Genomic DNA, 17,041 nt, shown 5'->3' with positions numbered 1-17,041 from the left:
GCTTGTTCTTCGAAGTCGGCATGGCGCGGGCAGTCGCCGATAGGCTTACAGAGGGAGCACGCATATTGGGATTGCCCGAATAGCTTGGTGGGCCGTCGATCGCAACCGCCAGGCCACCTCTCCCGACAAGTGACAAATGGATATTCGGAACTGCTGCGCCTTGGCCGCCGACGCCTCGCACCGGAAGGTCCGGAAATGGCGCACAAGCGACGTGATGCCGCGCTTAGACGATGTCAGCTTTCACGCAGGCGCGGCGATGGTCTTTTTGACTGATTTGAAGGCGCAATCCTGCCATCGACGAGTTCCAGCTACTGACGTGTCCGTTTGGGTCGAGCATGCAGATTGGATAGTCGGTGATTGCGTCGACCAGCAACCTGTAGCGGCAATCCAGCCCATCGGTCCGGAGCGTGATCACGTCTGAGGCGGCACGGGGTCCGTCCGCAGCGAGCCGGCAATCGACTAGGGCAAGTTATCGGCCATCCATGTGGCGCGCTGCCGCTCTTGAGACGCAGGGAGAACCTGAAAGAGGCTCTCCCTGTCGTGGGCTCCGTCTGACCTTCCGGTCGAGCCAGCCATTAGTTTTTCAAGTCCGCTTCGATCTTCTTGCGACTGTTGCCGACCTTCTTTACCGAATCCTTCGAGACGCCCTCCTTCTTGGCCTCGTATTGAACTTCATGCGGTTGGCCTGCTGCGACGCGGGCTCGGTCCTGATTGCGGCCGCGGGTGGTGGTTGTCATGAATCGCTCCATTTTGTTGTTTACCGTAGGAAACGGGTGTCGATTCAAACAGTTCCCGCACACCCGCTGAATTGTGCGGTCATTTCGCGCGCCCGCTACATGCGAAGGTGCTGGTCCAAAGAGGCAAGCATGGGGCGTTGCCCCTTAAGTATCTTTACCGCAGCTTCATCGATGGTAAACCAGCCTGCGCGGTCCACTTCAGGAAAGCTTTTGAACAGGCCGGATTTGGGTGGCCACTCCATTGTGAACGTGGAGCTTTGGACGTCGTCCACGTCCAAGATCGGATCGGCTTCTATGCACCATGCGACGACCGTCTTCCCACCAGGCTGTCGGTACTCGCCAAGCGGGGTGAAGTGTCCGTCGATGTCGACGCCGAGTTCTTCGCGTGTCTCTCGGACCGCGGCTGCAAGGTCGTCTTCGCCGAGCTCGACCAATCCCTTAGGGATCGACCATGCTCCCTCGTCCTTTTTCGTCCAAAACGGTCCGCCGGGATGCACGAGCAGAACTTCGAGCTCTCCGATGATACGGCGGAATAGAAGCAGTCCGGCGCTACGTACTGGCATGTGGGCCCCCACCAATCACGAGCAAGCCCGAACGCCTTGCAGCACGTCGGGATGCGGGCGGTGATAGCCAATCTACGCCCGCTTTGATTGTCCGATGCAACCCTTTCGACAAGGCGCTGCACATTATCCTTTCCGACCTTGCGCTCGAACCAATTGGTCCTCGGTTATATCGAAGTGGTCAAGCAGGATTTGCAGGTTACGGCGATTGGACTTGAAGTAGACATCGAAGAGATCACCGAGCAACGGAACGCTTCCAGTGACGGCATCGGCTCCGAGATTTCCCAGCATTCTGACGAGCATGTGCTTCGGAACTCCTAGTCGACGAGCTTCATTGACGATAAAGAGGCCGACCAGCGCGCTTCCGGCATCACCCACTCCTGGGATCAGGCCGAGGACGGAATCTGCGCCAAATCTAATCCCGGTTCCTGGTATCCGTATCGCAGTATCCATCACCCTGGCGAGAGCGTGTATTCGGCGCAGGCGTCGTATTCGATCCTCGTAGTTGACGTTAGTAACCTTCAATACGCACCTGCATTGGGAGCTGGCTCCTCCGTCGAGATCGCATCCGTCGTTCGTCCTATCCGCCGACGCTTATCTTCACAATGCGATCAAAAGTTACTTTCAATACCGCTGTTCGAGCTGGTGGCGGAGTTGGCGAAGCATCCTGCGATATCGGCTCATCGGAGGTTCCGGTGGAGACACGAGGCGGCCGATCAAAAGCGCAACAAAAGCGGTTGCCACCACGACTGCTCCGTAGGATGTAACGGGATATCCGCCAACGCTGTCCTCCAGGCGTCGCCCCGCCTTCTTCGCTCGTCCTGCCACGGTTTTTCCGGCGTCTTCGATACCAATTTTCAAGGCTTCCAGTTCTCGACGCAGGGCCGAAATCTGTTCTGCGGGGTCTTGCGCCTTCTGTTTAGGGATAGAGATCGTCTGACGGGCGACGTCGATCACCGCCACGGGGATCGGTTCACCCAGCACGGGTTCGTCCTTCGATTTATCGGATGTCATTATGTCCTCCAGACGGCGCAGGTAGTTGAAAACCTGCCTGACAACGCGCGCGCTAACAAAAAGATCCGCAGATGCGAATGCAAAATGCGGCTCACGCCATCGCTGTTGTATGGAGAAACCGTTAGATCAATGAACGACCGAAATGAGGCGCGAAGCGGAAATCATTTCCGCTGTCTGCCCGAAGCGGACGAGGCTGCTTTGTCGTCCCTGCTGGCGGGGCTCATCCATTCGGATTCTGAATATCAAACTAGCCCACCTATCCTATGATTCCGCGGAGTTCGACGTTGCGCCAGGCGCTAGAAAATCTTCTCGGTGGGAAGTCCGAGTGCGAATGAACCCGCGTAAAGCGCCTGGGCTCCGGGCCGCATCGGATGATAGCGAGCGCCCTGTATGTCACGAAAGCAGCGCTCCAGCCCGTTCTCTCGATAGAATGCCGCGCCGCCCGCGACCTCAATTGCAAGCTCCGTCACCTCGATAGCGTGCCGCGCGACCAAGGAACGGCCGATCATAACCTCGTTGACGGTTTTTCCATGCTGGCCTCCTTCACCAGCATGGAGGTTGAATCAGTTGGACACTGATTTGAAAACCCTGATCGATTCAATCAGACGGGAAATTGCTCTAAATTGGCATATTGCAGCATTCTACAGCGTTTGCACACTCGTTCTGTTTGTGGAGGCGGTCAAATAACGTTGATAATCAGTGCTAATCACCGATCTATTTGCGACAAAATCGGCTCGGACACTGTACCAGACCTGTTCCTGGCTCTGCGCTCAGGTTGCCATTCGCTTGCAGTCACAACTCGCCCCGCTATTACCATCGTGCTGGTCGCCAGCGAAGGCGGCACGACGCGAGGATTTGCAGCTACCCTGCAAATCCGCACTCTCTGCACAGGGACTTCGTATATGTGGGACCGATTACTGGCTTTAATCCCGCCAGCTGGCCGAAGGCAAAGCGGATCATCCTGCTCGCCGCCTCCTATGGCGATGGCGGGGCACCTGCCTCGCCAAACGTATTCCCTGAGTAGGTGACACAGAACAAAAGAGCTCAATCGACCTCGCGCCCTTGCCGTCGATCCAGCCAACGCATTGCCGGAGTAACGGTTAGTCCATGCATAAGGATCGAGACGAACACGACGAGCGAGAGAATGACCCAAAGTCTATCCGCATCTTGGAAGTTTCCGTGGTTAATGCCATAGGCAAGATAGTAGAACGAACCGACGCCGCGAATGCCAAAAAACGCGATGGACAGTTTTTCCCCCTTGGAAGCACGGGCACCGATTAACGCGAGAATGCCGGTGATGGGCCTGATGACAAGCAAGATCAGGATGACCGATAAAACCTCGGCCCACCCGATCCCTGCTAGCAAACCATTGACGATTGCACCGCCAAAGGCAAGCAGCAAGAGCATCATGGCGATGCGCTCGATCTGCTCGGTGATGTCGTGCATATCGCGTTGAAAATCATGTTCTCGATGCGAATTGCGCAACGTCAGGGCAGTGACAAAGACTGCAAAGAACCCGTAGCAGTGCAGCATTTCTGACACGCCATAGGAGACAAAAGTGGCGGCGATGGCTACCAACCCATCGCCCGTCTTTGCCAACGTGTCGCCGGGCATCTTGAAGGTTGCCCAGCCGAATATTCGTCCTACGCGCCAACCGCATCCAATTCCTGCGATAATTTCCCAGAAGACATGAAGTGCCAGCCATTGTGTAAACCATGGCTCTCCGGTGGTCGCTGCGACACTGAGCAAAATGGCAAGGTGCACAACAGGAAAGGCGAAGCCATCATTCAGGCCGGCTTCAGACGTCAGTGCAAAGCGCACCGTATCCTCTCCACCCTCCAGAGGCCCGCCAACCTGAATGTCCACCGCCAGGACGGGATCCGTGGGAGCGAGGCTTGCTGCGAGCAGAAGGGCCGCGACTGCACTCAAGCCTAACACACCCATCCCTACGAGCATAATAGCCAGAATGCTCAACGGCATCGTGATCAGGAGCAGGCGCCAAGACATCCCCCATCCCCTGAACGAGAAGCGGCGATCAATCTTCAAGCCTGCTCCCATAAGGGCGACAATGACCACGAACTCGGTCAGTCGCTCAGTGGCATGCGGATGGGCGCTCGGAGACGGGTCCAGGCCGATGTGGGGAACCGTGTAAATCAAGCCGCCGATGGTAAGACACACTATAGGCAGCGACAGCGGAAGGCGTCGAAGAGCCAGAGGCAGCCACGCGACAAGCGCGATGAGCAGCCCAGCCGCTGTGAGGGCGACTGGATACGGGTCTAGCTCCCAACCATAAATGTCCAATTGTCCACCTCACGCCCGTCGCGGTGCTGCTCCGGCGTGAAGCTCTCGCGCCCGGGAATGTTCCGTGCATTCATGCGTGGAAGCGGATTTTCAACTCAATCCACTGCGAAGTAAAATTACCACAATGGCGGCGACACGGTGGCCTCGCCGATTTCGGCGGCGCCATTCACCTCTCGCCCAACGACGCTGCATTAATGGATTTCGGGCCGCGATTGCTCGTCTCGCTTTCCTGTGATTGCTTGTTACACAAAAAAAGGCGGCCGAAGCCGCCCCTTCCGATTACAGTTCGTTCCAACTACTCACGGTTTCCAAGGAAACGCAGCATGAACAGGAACAGGTTGATGAAGTCGAGATACAGCGTCAGGGCGCCCATGATGGCCTTGCGGCCAGCGGCTTCGGCACCGTCTGCTTCGAAGTACATTTCCTTGATCTTCTGGGTATCGTAGGCGGTGAGGCCTGCGAAGATCAGAACACCGATAGCCGAGATCGCAAAATCAAGCGCCGACGAGGCGAGGAAGATGTTGACGATCGAGGCGATGATCAGGCCGAACAGGCCCATCATCAGGAACGAACCCATGCCGGACAGGCTACGCTTGGTGGTGTAGCCGTAGAGCGACAGAGCGCTAAACGAAGCGGCCGTGACGAAGAACGTCTGGGTGATGCTTTGGCCGGTGTAGATCAGGAAGATCGACGACAGCGAGAGGCCCATCAGGCCTGCATAGACCCAGAAGGTCGTCTGCGCGGCCGACACGCTCATTGAGTTGATGCGGAAGCTCATGTAGAACACCAGAGCCAGCGGTGCGAGCATGACGACCCACTTCAGCGGGCTCACATAGATCGCCTGACCGAAGGCTGTCAGCTGCCCATCCGCAAAAGCGAACTGGAAAGAGGCGTAGGCGGCGATACCGGTGATCGCCAAACCGAGGGCCATCAGGTTGTACACCTTGAGCATATAGGTGCGCAGACCTTCGTCGATTACGGCCCCCGCCTGTGCGCCGGCAGGCGACATTCGGGTTTGGTAGTTTCTAAGATCAGCCATTGTTTCCTCTTAAAAGCCCCGGTTAAGTTTACGGTGTCGGGCGGTAAGGGCGCATCCTCAAGGGTGCCAGCCACTTAACCCAGGCGCCGCTGCAGAGCTCCAGCATGCCTGTAGGGATTATGATGTCGAAATACGACTTACACAAGACCGCAAGGGCTGATACCTCTAGGGGAATACCGCCCGTGCCTGCTGGCCACACCAACCGCTCAAAAGTTGCGGAGGAATACTCAAGAGGAGGATGTGCCTAAAGATGAGGGCTGAGGTCTAATCCCTCGGCGTCGTGGAACAGGTTGCTGAACGGGAATGTTTTTTTGATTTCCACACTAAGTACGCCCACCCGGATCATACCTGCAGGCTTTCTGATCGCGATTGCCGTGGGGACAGGCCTGCTGATGTTGCCCTTCGCCAGCGAAAGCCCCGGCGGCGCGGATTTTGTTACGGCGCTCTTTACCGCCACGTCTGCCGTCTCCGTCACCGGCTTGACCGTAGTTGATACCTCGTCTTTCTGGAGTAATTTCGGCCGCGCTGTGATCATCACCCTAATACAGGTTGGCGGTTTCGGTATCATGGCGGGCGCAACCCTGCTGGGCCTTTTGGTGAACCGACGACTCGGGCTTAGCACGCGGCTGATCGCCCAGGCCGAAACCCGTACGCTCGCCGTTGGGGAGATCGCCAGTGTTCTGAAGCTGACCCTGATAGTCACCCTCACGGTTGAGGCGGCGATAATGCTCGTCCTGACACTTCGCTTCCACTACACTTACGGCGAAGCGTGGCCCGATGCTCTTTGGAACGGTCTGTTCAAAGCCGTTTCCTCTTTCAACAATGCGGGCTTTTCGACCTATTCCGGCAGCCTCGTGCCGTTTGCCCTTGATTGGCTTGTGCTCATCCCCATCGCGTTCGGAGTGATCATAGGCGGCATCGGCTTTCCGGTGCTTGCCGATATCCGGCGCAATCCGCTGACGCCTGCGCGCTGGGCGGTTCATACCAAGATCACACTGCTTGGCACCGCGATCCTGTTCGCCACCGGCGCTGTAGCCACCCTCGCCTTCGAATGGAACAACGCCGCAACCCTTGGCGCCTTTCCCCCGATGGAACGGATGATGAATGCTGCATTTCACTCTGTGATGACGCGGAGCGGGGGCTTCAACGCGGTCGATACGGGGGCAATGCAGATCGAGACGCTGACCGTTTCCTTTGCCCTGATGCTGGTCGGCGGTGGCAGCGCGGGAACAGCTGGCGGCATCAAGGTATCGACCTTCTTCATCCTCGGCCTCGTCGTCTGGGCCGAGGTGCGCGGCGAACCCGACACGGTCGCATTCCGCCGCCGGATATCACCCGAGGTGCAGCGTCAGGCGCTAACCGTCGCACTACTTGCTGTGGCATTGGTTGGGCTAGGAACGTTATCCCTGCTCGCCGTCAGCCACCTACCGTTGGAAAAAGTGCTTTTCGAGGTCATCTCGGCCTTTGCCACTGTCGGCCTGTCCACCGGCATTACTGCCAGCCTGCCGCCGTCCGGCCATATCATTCTCGTTGTTCTGATGTTCATCGGTCGCGTCGGCTCGATCACCATTGCCACCAGCTTGGCATTGCGTAGCATGAGACGGCCTTACCGCTATCCACAGGAGCGCCCCATCGTTGGCTAGGAAATCGTCCAATCCCGATAGCGTTGTCGTCATCGGCCTGGGCCGCTTTGGCGGAGCGCTTGCCGAATCCCTCGTCCGACTTGGCCACGAGGTCCTTGCGATTGACGAGAATGAGGCACTGGTGCAGAGCTTGGCCGACAAACTCACGCACGTCGTCCAGGCCGATGCCAGCAACAATGAGACGTTACGCCGCCTCGGCGTTCCTAGTTTTTCTCGCGCCGTCGTCGGGATCGGCACCGATATCGAGGCCAGCCTGCTGACCGTGCTGGCGCTCAGCGAGGTGGGCGTGAAGGATATCTGGGCAAAGGCAATGAGCGGCCGGCACGGCCGCCTGTTGCAGCGAACCGGAGCGCATCACGTCGTATACCCCGAAGCGGCCATGGGCGAACGTGTCGCCCATCTGGTTACAGGCAAGATGATCGACTTCATCGAGTTCGATGACGGCTTTGCCATCGTCAAGACCCGCGCGCCACACGAGGCGATCGGCCATACTCTTGCGCAATCCGCCCTGCGCAGCAAATACGGGGTCACCGTCGTCGGGGTAAAACGCCCGCGCCAGGATTTTACCTACGCCAGGCCGGAAACGCTGATTGAAAGCGGCGACCTGCTGATCGTCTCGGGACCAACACACCTGGTTGAGAGTTTCGCTGCGCTTGGATGAGGACGAATTTTCCAAGGCCGCCTTCGCTTGATTGCGTCTCTCAGATTGTATTTGATTGCTCGCGCGGCCCGAAACCCTAAAGCGATTGGTTGACCCAACTCGGTCCGTCCGCAAGCGCCGGAACGGCTGCCGAGGCTGCCGCGGCTGGCGACTTCGCCGTGATCGCGGTGCCGCTCAAGCTCGTGAACAACATGCCCGTCGAAGAACTGGCTGGTAAGATCGTGCTCGACACGAACAACTACATGATCTGGCGCGACGGGAACTATCCGCGGGTCGATTCCGGCGAGAAAACGATCTACGAGCTGCGGCAGGAGCATCTGCCCACCTCCAAGATCGTGCAGGCCTTCTCCCACATCCAGGCACCGCACATGGCCTCGCACGCGCGACCGGCCGGCGCTGCGGACCGGATCGCCGTGCCGATCTCGAGCAATTATGGGGAGGCGGTCGCGCTCGCCGCCGACCTCCTCGACCGTATCGGCTTCGACACTGTCGACAACAGTCCGCTGAGCGAGGCCTGGCGTAGCGCTCCCGGTCAGCCGGCCTGGGTCGCGCTCAATCAACAGACCAAGCACGAACTCATCTCCAACCTCGCCAGGGCACGCCGACTTACGTCGCGCTGAGGGTGGGTCCCCATTGGGGAGCTGCGTCGGGCAGAAGGGACAGGGCAGTCTGTCACGGTTCTCGCTCCTAACGCGCTGAGCTGCGGCCGAGGAAGTCGAACATCAGCGCTATGATCTGCCGGTGAAAGGGTGCGCCCGCGCGAAGATGTTCGTGGTGTGGGATATGAGCGGTTCCTGGAGATCGTAGCCGTCCGAGATGCCGACCTAGGGACATCGCCGGGTTCACGCGATCTTACGCCGTAAAGCCGGCAGCGAAAGGCGCCCATGGCCGAACGCTAAACATGGGGTAATCGCGGATCAGGCCCTTGGCCGTTCTCGCGGTGGCTTGAGCACCAAAATCCATATGGCGGTGCGTGGCCTTGGATGCCCCGTGCGCTTCGTGCTCACCGCCGGTCAGAAGGGAGATGCACCCCAAGCGGCGGTCGGTCTCGTCGGTCAGCGCCGTCAGCATCAGCACGGGAGTGGCCCTTTATTTTCCGGCCCTCGGTTCGCGCACAAGACCAGGCCGTCATCGCCGGGCATCATGACGTCCAACACGATCAGATCCACCGATTCCGCTTCCAGGAAAGACAGCATGTGACGACCGTTCGCGACGACAGAGACGCGAAATCGGCTTTTCTTGACATAGTTCGATACCAGCTCGCGCATCTAGCCGTCTTCATCGACCGTGAGGTATAATCGATTTGATCCATTTGATGTGCCTTTGGTGAATGCTTGCGACCTTAGCCGCAAGCGTCCTTCGACGCGCGTCTCGGTTCGAGGGCTTGCGTTGCATCAACCCAACCCTTCATCGATTTAGGCGTGATGCCGCCCGTCGGCTTAGAGCGGACATCAACGAGTTCGCGGAGGCGATGCGTCGAAAACATGTCTATCCGACGGCTCTCCTGCAATGGGCTGCTTGAAAACTGTTCTGTCATTCTTGCCGCCATCATCCTGCCGCAGGGTGCTACGGTCAAAGCAGAGCAAGAATGAAAGAGCATCATCAATAAGCGCTGCGATCATCCACTGCAATGGCGCAGTTCAAGCTGTGACGGCTCTCGGCTTTACGAAAGCACCCAAATGCAAATGGTCATACTAGCTGAATGCGCACCGCGAAATCCGCACGGCTAGGGCGCCCGGTTCGAACCGGACGTCTGCACTTAGTTCAATAACCGGTTTTCCCGCAAGCGAGCGGCTGCCATGTCGACAAATGCCCGGGCCTTTGCAGGCGCGTGTCGCCCTTCGGGATGAAGGATATGGATGGGCATTGCCGGCTCCTCATAGTCGCTGAGAACTATCTGCAGTTCGCCTGCCATAAGCGCGGGGCCGATCTGGTAGTGTAGAACCCTGCTCAAACCCCACCCTGTTTTGGCCGCCGCGATTACGGCTTCATTCGTATTGCACTGAAGTTTGGGGTCGATCGTCACGCGATGATCGTTTGCAAAGCGCCATTCCGGCGAGGCCCAGGCGCTTGTTGAGGCGGCAATCCGATGGTTCTTGAGGTCAGCCGGCGTCTCTGGAACGCCGTGGCTCTCAAAATATCTTGGAGATCCACAAATGACATGTCGAACCGCGCCCACTTTGATAGCGGCGATACCCGAATCCCGCAAATGGCCGATGCGGACGGCAACGTCTACCCCCTCTTCAATGATGTTGACCGGGCGATCGATAAACAGCGTCCTGGCATGCATGTTCGGATAGGTGTTCAGGAATTCGGTAACAACAGGCAGCACATACATTTGCCCGAACAAGGCCGATGCCGTGATGGCCAGTGTACCTGTCGGCTTGGCATAGGAGCCCGCAGCCGCTGCTTCCGCCTCCGCGATGTCGGCCAGTATGCGGCGGCAATCCTCGTAGTATCGTGTCCCCGCCTCCGTCAACTTGACGGATCGCGTGGTGCGAACGAACAGGCGGGCACCGATAACGTCCTCAAGCGCTGCAACGGCCCGTGTCACCGCGGGTGCGCTCATATGCATGTGGCGCGCAGTTTCCGCAAAGCTCTCGGTCTCCGCAACCCTTGCGAAGATTTTCATCGCCTGCCATCGATCCATTGAATCCCCCAAATTTGCTCGTGCTAAATGAACCCGCCATTGCGCATGAAGTTGTACCAATCTCGAAAGACGTCCCGCAAGACCATTCGAGATTGATTGCAAGGAAGAGAAAATGCCTGGCGAGATATATGCGGACTTCAATCCGGATCCACGTAAGACGCAGCGATAGTTTCAATCTCTGCGCAGACCTGAGCCTCGATGCCGGCTGTCATGGCGCAAGCGCGGCGCTCGCTGTGAGGTGCGAGCGCCAGAGCTATCGCCTTGGATAACTGGAAATCGAAGCTCGAACCGCTGCGGGCCATGTCGATTTCCGCACCGGTCATCCCCAACGTCCTTGCGCCTTTTTCGAGACGTCGCATCAAATGATCGTCACCGCTGTTGGAGGTAAGCGCGAGTTCTATCGACAATCGTGCTCGCGCATCTAGTTTGAAACCAGTCATGTCATTTCGTCCTAAAAAGTGCGTCGTGTGCTCGGCCTCAAAAGCCGAAGTCGCTCAGGCCCGGATGGTCGTCCGGCCGGCGGCCGAGTGGCCAATGGAATTTGCGGTCGGATTCCTTGATCGGCTGTTCGTTGATGCTCGCGTGGCGCGCGCGCATCAAACCATCCTGGGCAAATTCCCAGTTCTCATTGCCATAGGCACGAAACCACTGCCCGCTGTCGTCGTGGTATTCATAGGCGTAGCGAACAGCGATGCGGTTGCCCTGGAAGGCCCAGATCTCCTTGATCAGCCGGTAGTCCAGTTCGCGGGTCCATTTGCGCGTCAGAAAGGCTTCAGCCTCGGCGCGGCTGGTGACGAATTCGGCGCGGTTGCGCCAGCGTGTGTCGAGCGTATAGGCCTGCGCCACCTTAGCGGCATCGCGGCTGTTCCAGCCATCCTCGGCAAGGCGGACCTTCTCGAGGGCACTCTGTTGATCGAAGGGCGGAAGCGGTGGGCGGGACATCTGCATTTCCTTTTTTGAGTTGGTAAAAGAAAGGAGAGTGGCCGCAGGCTGGCGACCACTCGTGATTTGCTCATGCGGCAAGGCGATCGATGCGGGGAAAATCGATCTCGGTGCCAAGCGCTTCGTTGACGTAGTTGGTGAATGTGTTCAGCGCGACATGGGCGATGATTTCCAGAATTTCCGCATCGCTGTAACCGGCAGCGCGGACCTTCTCGATTTCGCCGGGAGGAACCGAACCGCGAGCATCGACAAGCGCCCGCGCGAATTCGACGGCGGCAGCAGCCTTCGCATCGTTCGACGTACCGCGGCGGTTGGCGTCGATCTCGTTTTCATCCAGCTTGGCGAATTTTGTGCCCGTATAGCTGTGTGCGGACAGGCAGTAGTCGCAGCCATTGGCTTCGGCCATGGTGAGCGCGATTCGTTCGCGGGTGGCGGGTGCAAGCTTGCCCTTGCCGAGAGCGCCCTGCAGCGCCGTCAGGCCGTTCAAGGCAGCGGGGCTGTTCGATACCAGGCGAAAGATGTTCGGGACGGAGCCGATCTGCTTCTGGATCGCTTCGAGCACGGGGCGGGATGCTTCCGGCGCATCGTTGATCGTGGCTGGCGTTGGAATGCGTGACATGTCTATCTCCTTGATGTGATTGCGAAAGGCTGTCCCTTTCGTCCTGATGAAGATGCGCCGGTTTGGCTTGATGGTGAATGTCGAAAACGAGGAAGATACTCTTGCGTCAGATGCATCAATCAGGCGCATCAGAGTTCGAGCTGGATCCGGTTTTCCTGACCATTGTCCTGCTCAGTCGGAACCGCACAGCACAGCAGGACTTCTCCTTCGGCGATCGCCGCCGTCGGCTCCTTTATGTAGGTCACCGCACCCTTGGTGAGCTTGGTCCGGCAGGTGCCGCATGTGCCTTCGCGGCAACTGAACTCCGGTTCCAGGCCCCGCGACTCCGCCAGTTCCAGCAGGGTGCCGGCTTCAGGGGTCCAGCGCGCCTCCTTCAGTGATCCCATGAAGGCGACTGACACAGGCTTTGTCGACGGCGGCTGGCGTACTGGCGCGGTCACGCCGGCGTCGAGCGTTCGCGTCAGGGATGATGGGCCGAAGGCTTCCGCGTGGATGCGACTGTCTGCAATATTGTAGCCCCGCAGCCCGTCGTAAAGGGACTGGGTAAACTGCGGCGGCCCGCAGACGTAGAAATCGTAATCGCCGAACGGCAGGTGACGGGAGAGGAGTTCCATATCGATACGACCGATTGCATCGTAGTCGATGCCTTCTGCGGCCCCGGCGGCGTCGCTGAGGACCCGGATCAGCCTGACGGCCCCCTGGCCTGCATTGACGAGCTCGGCGATTTCCCGGTCGAACGGCCGCTCGTTCTTCGAACGAGCCGCGTGGAACAGGATGATCGGCCGGATGCGCTGCTTGCGGAGGCCTTCGTAGATGACATGGCGCAGCATGGCGAGCAGCGGCGTGATGCCGACGCCGCCGGCAAGCAGGACTGCGGGCCTTGTGACGTTCGCGTCGATTGTGAAATCGCCGGCCGGCGCCCGCGCTTCGATCGTGTCACCAACGCGGATATGATCGTGGAGGTATTGGGACACCGCACCGTCGCGCTTGACGCTGATGCGATAGATGCCGTCGGACGGAGCGGCGGACAGCGTATAGGTACGGATGACAGACTTGTCAGCGCCCGGAATCCTGACGCGGATCGGCAGATGTTGTCCGGCATTGTGTGGCAGCAAGCCGGCGCCATCGCCGGGCAGCAAATGAAAAGAGCGGATCGAGGCGCTTTCGTCGACGATATCAGTCACCGACAGTGCGCGCCACTGGGTGGCGAGCGTTGCGGCCTGCAGCCGGTCGGCGGCCAGCGCCCAATCGCCTGTCATCAAGGCGTTTGGAGACCAGCCGCCTTCCCGGAGGGTCCAGCGCAATGCCAACGCGTTGCGCCGCCGGACGATCCGCCGGGCCTTGAAGGTCCATATTCGCTCGGCCCCCTGGAAGGCGGCGATCTCGGGCGAATCCAAGATGACTTCGGCGTCGCCGGTCATCTGCAGCATGTCGCCGTTTGTGTAATCGACAAAGAGAAGCCCGGCCTTACCGTTCAGCACGATATTGCCGAGCGTATTGAAGAAGAGGTTGCCATCGAAGTCGGGAATGGTCAGCGTCCCGTCTTCGCCGACGCGAACGAAGCCCGCCTTGCCGCCGCGATGCGACACATCGACCTGGCGTCGGTCCTGGCGATCGGCATAGGATGCCACGAAGAAGGCATCTGCCGCCGCGATCATGGAACGTGCCGCATCGTCGAGCGCGGACAGGTCTTCGACGGTCCCGGCAAACGGCTGGCCCGGATTGCGAACGAACGCAAAGTCACGCAGCTGGATATAGCGCGGGCAGTTTCCGAAGCTTTGGTCGACATCGACTCGGAAGCCCTCCGGTGAGCGGGAAACGACCCCGTTCATGCGATTGCGGCGCCTTGTGTGCATCTCCATGCCAAGAAGACCGATCGGCCGGCCGTCGGCCAAGCCCTCGTTTGCAGGGTCGCTGGCATCGCTTTCTGCAGCGATGTTAAGCGCGGTTGGTGAGGGAGAAGACATGAAGCCGGACCGACCCTCGACGAAAGTGGCCCAGGCATCGCCTCTGTCGTCCACACTGCCCAGAACGATGTATGGCAGTTGGGCATAGAAATCCCGGTGTTGATCGGGCATGAAGTCGCGGATCACACGCTGGCCGACCGCCGCCATGCGGTCCACGACGCCGACCTTTTCTTGAAGATAGGTTTCGCCTTCGTGCCAAATCGGTATGGTTTTCAGGGTCTCGCTCATATCTCATCTCCCTCGAGAAGATCGGGCGCACGCAACCGCACGCCCGTCTCTGGACGTCAGGCGGCAAGGCCGGCGGGCGTTTGGACGAAGGGAACAAATCCCGGCAGGGCTTCGATACGACGGAGAAATGCATCGACCGCCGGATAGGTGGAGAGATCGACATTGCCCTCCGGTGCCCGCGCAACGTAGCTGTAGATCGCGACATCCGCGATCGTCGGACCGTTGCCGACGAGCCAGTTGCGATCAGTGAGGTGGCTTTCGAGCCGACCCAGCAATATGTGGGCGCGGCCGATGACGTCTTCAGGATTGAACTTGGCGCCAAAAACAGTGACCAGCCGCGCGGCGGCCGGACCATAGGCGACTTCGCCGGCGGCGACCGACAGCCAGCGCTGGACGGCAGCGGCACCCGCGGCGTCTTCAGGGAGCCAATCCGTGCGACCAACTTTCTTGGCGAGGTAGACGAGAATGGCGTTGCTATCCGAAACGACAACGCCATCGTCTTCCAGCACCGGCACCTGGCCGAACGGGTTTAACTTGAGGAAATCCGGCTTCTTGTGTGCGCCGGATTTGAGATCGACCTCGACCAGTTCGTGCGGCAAGCCAAGCAGCGAGACCATCAGGCAAGCCCGGTGCGCGTGACCCGAAAGCGGATGATGATAGAGTTTCATGGTGTGCTCCTGCGAAAGTGCTGGACGGGTTCATTCCCAATCCGCATCCCGAAGGTGCAGCAAGCGGCGGCCCTTGAGAACGGCCGCGTTTCGCAGTTCATAATTACGGCTGACGCAATAGTCCTCGTTAAAGAGCGGTCATGAAGCCGAAGGCCCGAGCATGTTCAATTGCAACGTTATCAATCAATTGCAGACCGCTTCAGATAAAGCACCATTTCATACACCAAGTGGAATGATGTCTTGCCAACATTTGGTCTTCATCATCGATGCTATTCGTAGGACTCTTTCCGCTCAACTATACAATACGTGAGGGAAAGAAATGCAAGACAACATCATAATTGCCGAATGGATCGAAGCTGCGCTCGCTACGAGGAGGAACGCGCCCCGCGACAATCACATAGCGGATCGCAGTCGGGTGAAGGAATTGCAACTGGACAATCGCAATTTCGATAACTTACGAAACACATATGAGCAACTGCTGGCGCATCTAAGTTAGGCGAAGAGTGCCGATGGGGCCTCCGAAACGATCGCCTTGATAGGGTTCGAACCTGTGACCAGCTGTCAGATTATTGCGATATCAAGCGGTTACGGAGCCTGGGCATAAGGCAATTTTTGGAAGTTAGTGGAAAGGCGCGACGGGGCACTTTAAGCTCGACCGACCACAGCCCGACCAGAAGATCGATCACCGCTTATGCCGCTCAATGTTTTCACCGATTAGGTCGTTCCGCTATTCCAGCGGACCGCGACGCTGCGAGAAATCTGATTGAACGCGCCGATTTCATGCGCAATGCAGAAGCGGATGATCGCTTCGACAGCACTTTGGCGAGGATCAACCCGTTCCTTAAGGAAGCCACCAACGGCCGGGTCGCGAGGCGCAACCTGGCCGCCATTGACTTCACCAACTTTAATGCTGGCTTTGCGTCACATTCGCAAGCGCGGCCGCTTTACCCTCGAGCGCGAGGCATGCGCTTGGCCACGCATCTCCATCCGCTCCCAGCGCTGTCTGAAGCCAGGCGAGCGTTAGACGTTTGGTTGCTTCCAACGCGTCGGGTGCCTCGGTTTCGGTCTCCTTTGCGTCAAGGCCCGCGATCCCGCCAAGTCCGTGTCCGACGCCGTGCAACATCAATAGCGCTTCTGCGCCCGGCGCATCGTAAAACGCATCCGCATGCCATTCAGGGCCACGGATTGTGAAATGCGGATCGTCCGTATCACCGCAGACGACAAGGCTGCGTGTCGCCAACGTCGAGAAATCAACGTCGAAGAATGGAAAACGGGCAGCGTTTTCCTCGGTCATGTCCTTTTCCCCGCGTCCCGGCGCAGCCAGCAGGATACCCGCCGAGATGCGAGGATCGGAGAAATCCTCGCCATTCAGCTGCGCGCCTAACAGGAGCCCGACGGTGTGCCCGCCGAAGGAATGACCGGCGGCGCCAATGCGCGAATGATCCATCCGACCAGCAACGGAGGGTGCCTGCCGTTCCACCTCCGGCAGTTGGTCGAGAATAGCCCTTATTTCCTCGGCGCGCTCGCGCCAGAAGAACGGTGCGCCGGGTGCATCTGAGGCCAAGCCACCGACGCGCGAACTCGCATGCGTCGGCTGGATTACCGCGAAGCCCCGTTCCGCCCAGAACTGGGCCAACGGGGCATAACCGTCTTTTGACGGGATATAGTTGGAAGGGCCGAACCCATGCGACAGCAGCAGGATGGGAAGGTTGCCGCCGGTCGCGGGTGCGGTCAGACGCAATTCCAGCGGTTGGCGGCCGGGCATCGGCAAACGGATTGGGGTATAGGCCACACTGAGAGTGGCTTCAGGCGTAGGAATATGTTTGGCGAGATCGATCAGATTGTTCATGGTCGGGATCCTTAAGCATTGATTTCCGGGTGATCGTTTTCAGACCACCGAGTGGCCCGCCTCACGGAACCAGGTTTGCGCATCGGCGCCGGCGGGAGTTTTCATCGGCGCTTCCGGTTCCGTGACAGTACGCCAGACGGCCTCTGCCACGTCTTCCGGCGTC

At 58.9% G+C, this 17,041-nt stretch carries 16 protein-coding genes and 4 pseudogenes; 4 read left to right on the top strand and 16 right to left on the bottom strand.

The window, feature by feature from the left end; all coding sequences use genetic code 11:
* Positions 1-575: 575 nt before the first annotated feature.
* The 7 genes and pseudogenes from ACP7E0_RS34220 to ACP7E0_RS34190 form a co-directional block, all read right to left on the bottom strand.
* Complete coding sequence (locus ACP7E0_RS34220) at positions 576-737, bottom strand: DUF3606 domain-containing protein (protein WP_426131734.1); 162 nt, start codon at positions 735-737, stop codon at positions 576-578.
* Between the two features lie 95 nt (positions 738-832).
* Complete coding sequence (locus tag ACP7E0_RS34215) at positions 833-1,300, bottom strand: NUDIX domain-containing protein (RefSeq protein WP_426131732.1); 468 nt, start codon at positions 1,298-1,300, stop codon at positions 833-835.
* 123 nt (positions 1,301-1,423) lie between these two features.
* Positions 1,424-1,822 carry a DUF4112 domain-containing protein gene (locus ACP7E0_RS34210; protein WP_426131730.1) on the bottom strand — a complete coding sequence of 133 codons (399 nt, stop codon included), beginning with the start codon at positions 1,820-1,822 and terminating at the stop codon, positions 1,424-1,426.
* A gap of 99 nt (positions 1,823-1,921) precedes the next feature.
* The gene (locus tag ACP7E0_RS34205) at positions 1,922-2,311 is read right to left on the bottom strand and encodes a hypothetical protein (RefSeq protein ID WP_426131728.1); all 390 of its coding nucleotides are present in this window, start codon (positions 2,309-2,311) and stop codon (positions 1,922-1,924) included.
* 296 nt (positions 2,312-2,607) lie between these two features.
* Positions 2,608-2,838, bottom strand: a pseudogene (locus ACP7E0_RS34200) (acyl-CoA dehydrogenase family protein); the annotation flags it as partial.
* 517 nt (positions 2,839-3,355) lie between these two features.
* Entirely contained in the window at positions 3,356-4,612 is a 1,257-nt protein-coding gene (locus ACP7E0_RS34195) for a cation:proton antiporter (protein WP_426131726.1), read from the bottom strand.
* 295 nt (positions 4,613-4,907) lie between these two features.
* Positions 4,908-5,651 carry a Bax inhibitor-1/YccA family protein gene (locus ACP7E0_RS34190; protein ID WP_426131722.1) on the bottom strand — a complete coding sequence of 248 codons (744 nt, stop codon included), beginning with the start codon at positions 5,649-5,651 and terminating at the stop codon, positions 4,908-4,910.
* 311 nt (positions 5,652-5,962) lie between these two features.
* Here ACP7E0_RS34190 and ACP7E0_RS34185 point away from each other — a divergent pair, with 311 nt between their 5' ends.
* The 4 genes and pseudogenes from ACP7E0_RS34185 to ACP7E0_RS34170 form a co-directional block, all read left to right on the top strand.
* Entirely contained in the window at positions 5,963-7,294 is a 1,332-nt protein-coding gene (locus tag ACP7E0_RS34185) for a TrkH family potassium uptake protein (RefSeq protein WP_426131720.1), read from the top strand.
* Positions 7,287-7,955: a potassium channel family protein gene (locus ACP7E0_RS34180; protein WP_426131718.1), complete on the top strand. Its 669-nt coding sequence runs from the start codon at positions 7,287-7,289 to the stop codon at positions 7,953-7,955. Before ACP7E0_RS34185 ends, ACP7E0_RS34180 begins: the two co-directional genes overlap by 8 nt.
* 89 nt (positions 7,956-8,044) lie before the next feature.
* Entirely contained in the window at positions 8,045-8,575 is a 531-nt protein-coding gene (locus ACP7E0_RS34175; RefSeq protein ID WP_426131716.1) for an NADPH-dependent F420 reductase, read from the top strand.
* Positions 8,576-8,849: 274 nt separating this feature from the next.
* Positions 8,850-8,993 (top strand): annotated as a pseudogene (locus ACP7E0_RS34170) (IS5/IS1182 family transposase); the annotation flags it as partial.
* Here the strand turns inward: ACP7E0_RS34170 and ACP7E0_RS34165 are convergent.
* From ACP7E0_RS34165 to ACP7E0_RS34125, 9 genes and pseudogenes are all read right to left on the bottom strand, one after another.
* A pseudogene (locus tag ACP7E0_RS34165) lies at positions 8,985-9,267 on the bottom strand (response regulator); the annotation flags it as partial. The pseudogenes ACP7E0_RS34170 and ACP7E0_RS34165 sit on opposite strands and share 9 nt — an antisense overlap.
* 447 nt (positions 9,268-9,714) lie before the next feature.
* Positions 9,715-10,605, bottom strand: coding sequence for a LysR family transcriptional regulator (locus tag ACP7E0_RS34160; RefSeq protein ID WP_426131714.1), 891 nt, complete (start codon positions 10,603-10,605; stop codon positions 9,715-9,717).
* 137 nt (positions 10,606-10,742) lie between these two features.
* Positions 10,743-11,045, bottom strand: a complete 303-nt coding sequence (locus tag ACP7E0_RS34155) for a hypothetical protein (RefSeq protein ID WP_426131712.1) — start codon at positions 11,043-11,045, stop codon at positions 10,743-10,745.
* Between the two features lie 37 nt (positions 11,046-11,082).
* A complete protein-coding gene (locus tag ACP7E0_RS34150; RefSeq protein WP_426131711.1) occupies positions 11,083-11,547 on the bottom strand; it encodes a DUF1348 family protein in 465 nt (154 codons plus the stop codon).
* A gap of 70 nt (positions 11,548-11,617) precedes the next feature.
* Complete coding sequence (locus ACP7E0_RS34145) at positions 11,618-12,166, bottom strand: carboxymuconolactone decarboxylase family protein (RefSeq protein ID WP_426131709.1); 549 nt, start codon at positions 12,164-12,166, stop codon at positions 11,618-11,620.
* A gap of 128 nt (positions 12,167-12,294) precedes the next feature.
* Positions 12,295-14,361 carry a pyridoxamine 5'-phosphate oxidase family protein gene (locus ACP7E0_RS34140; protein ID WP_426131707.1) on the bottom strand — a complete coding sequence of 689 codons (2,067 nt, stop codon included), beginning with the start codon at positions 14,359-14,361 and terminating at the stop codon, positions 12,295-12,297.
* A 56-nt stretch (positions 14,362-14,417) separates the two neighbouring features.
* On the bottom strand, positions 14,418-15,029 hold the full coding sequence (locus tag ACP7E0_RS34135; protein ID WP_426131705.1) for a glutathione S-transferase family protein: 612 nt from the start codon (positions 15,027-15,029) through the stop codon (positions 14,418-14,420).
* 904 nt (positions 15,030-15,933) lie between these two features.
* Entirely contained in the window at positions 15,934-16,878 is a 945-nt protein-coding gene (locus tag ACP7E0_RS34130; RefSeq protein WP_426131704.1) for an alpha/beta hydrolase family protein, read from the bottom strand.
* A gap of 39 nt (positions 16,879-16,917) precedes the next feature.
* Positions 16,918-17,041 (bottom strand): annotated as a pseudogene (locus ACP7E0_RS34125) (short-chain dehydrogenase/reductase); the annotation flags it as partial.

Origin of the sequence: Pararhizobium sp. PWRC1-1, from assembly GCF_049897905.1 — a bacterium.
Taxonomy (GTDB): domain Bacteria; phylum Pseudomonadota; class Alphaproteobacteria; order Rhizobiales; family Rhizobiaceae; genus Pararhizobium.
This window is presented reverse-complemented; position numbering and strand designations above follow the sequence as displayed.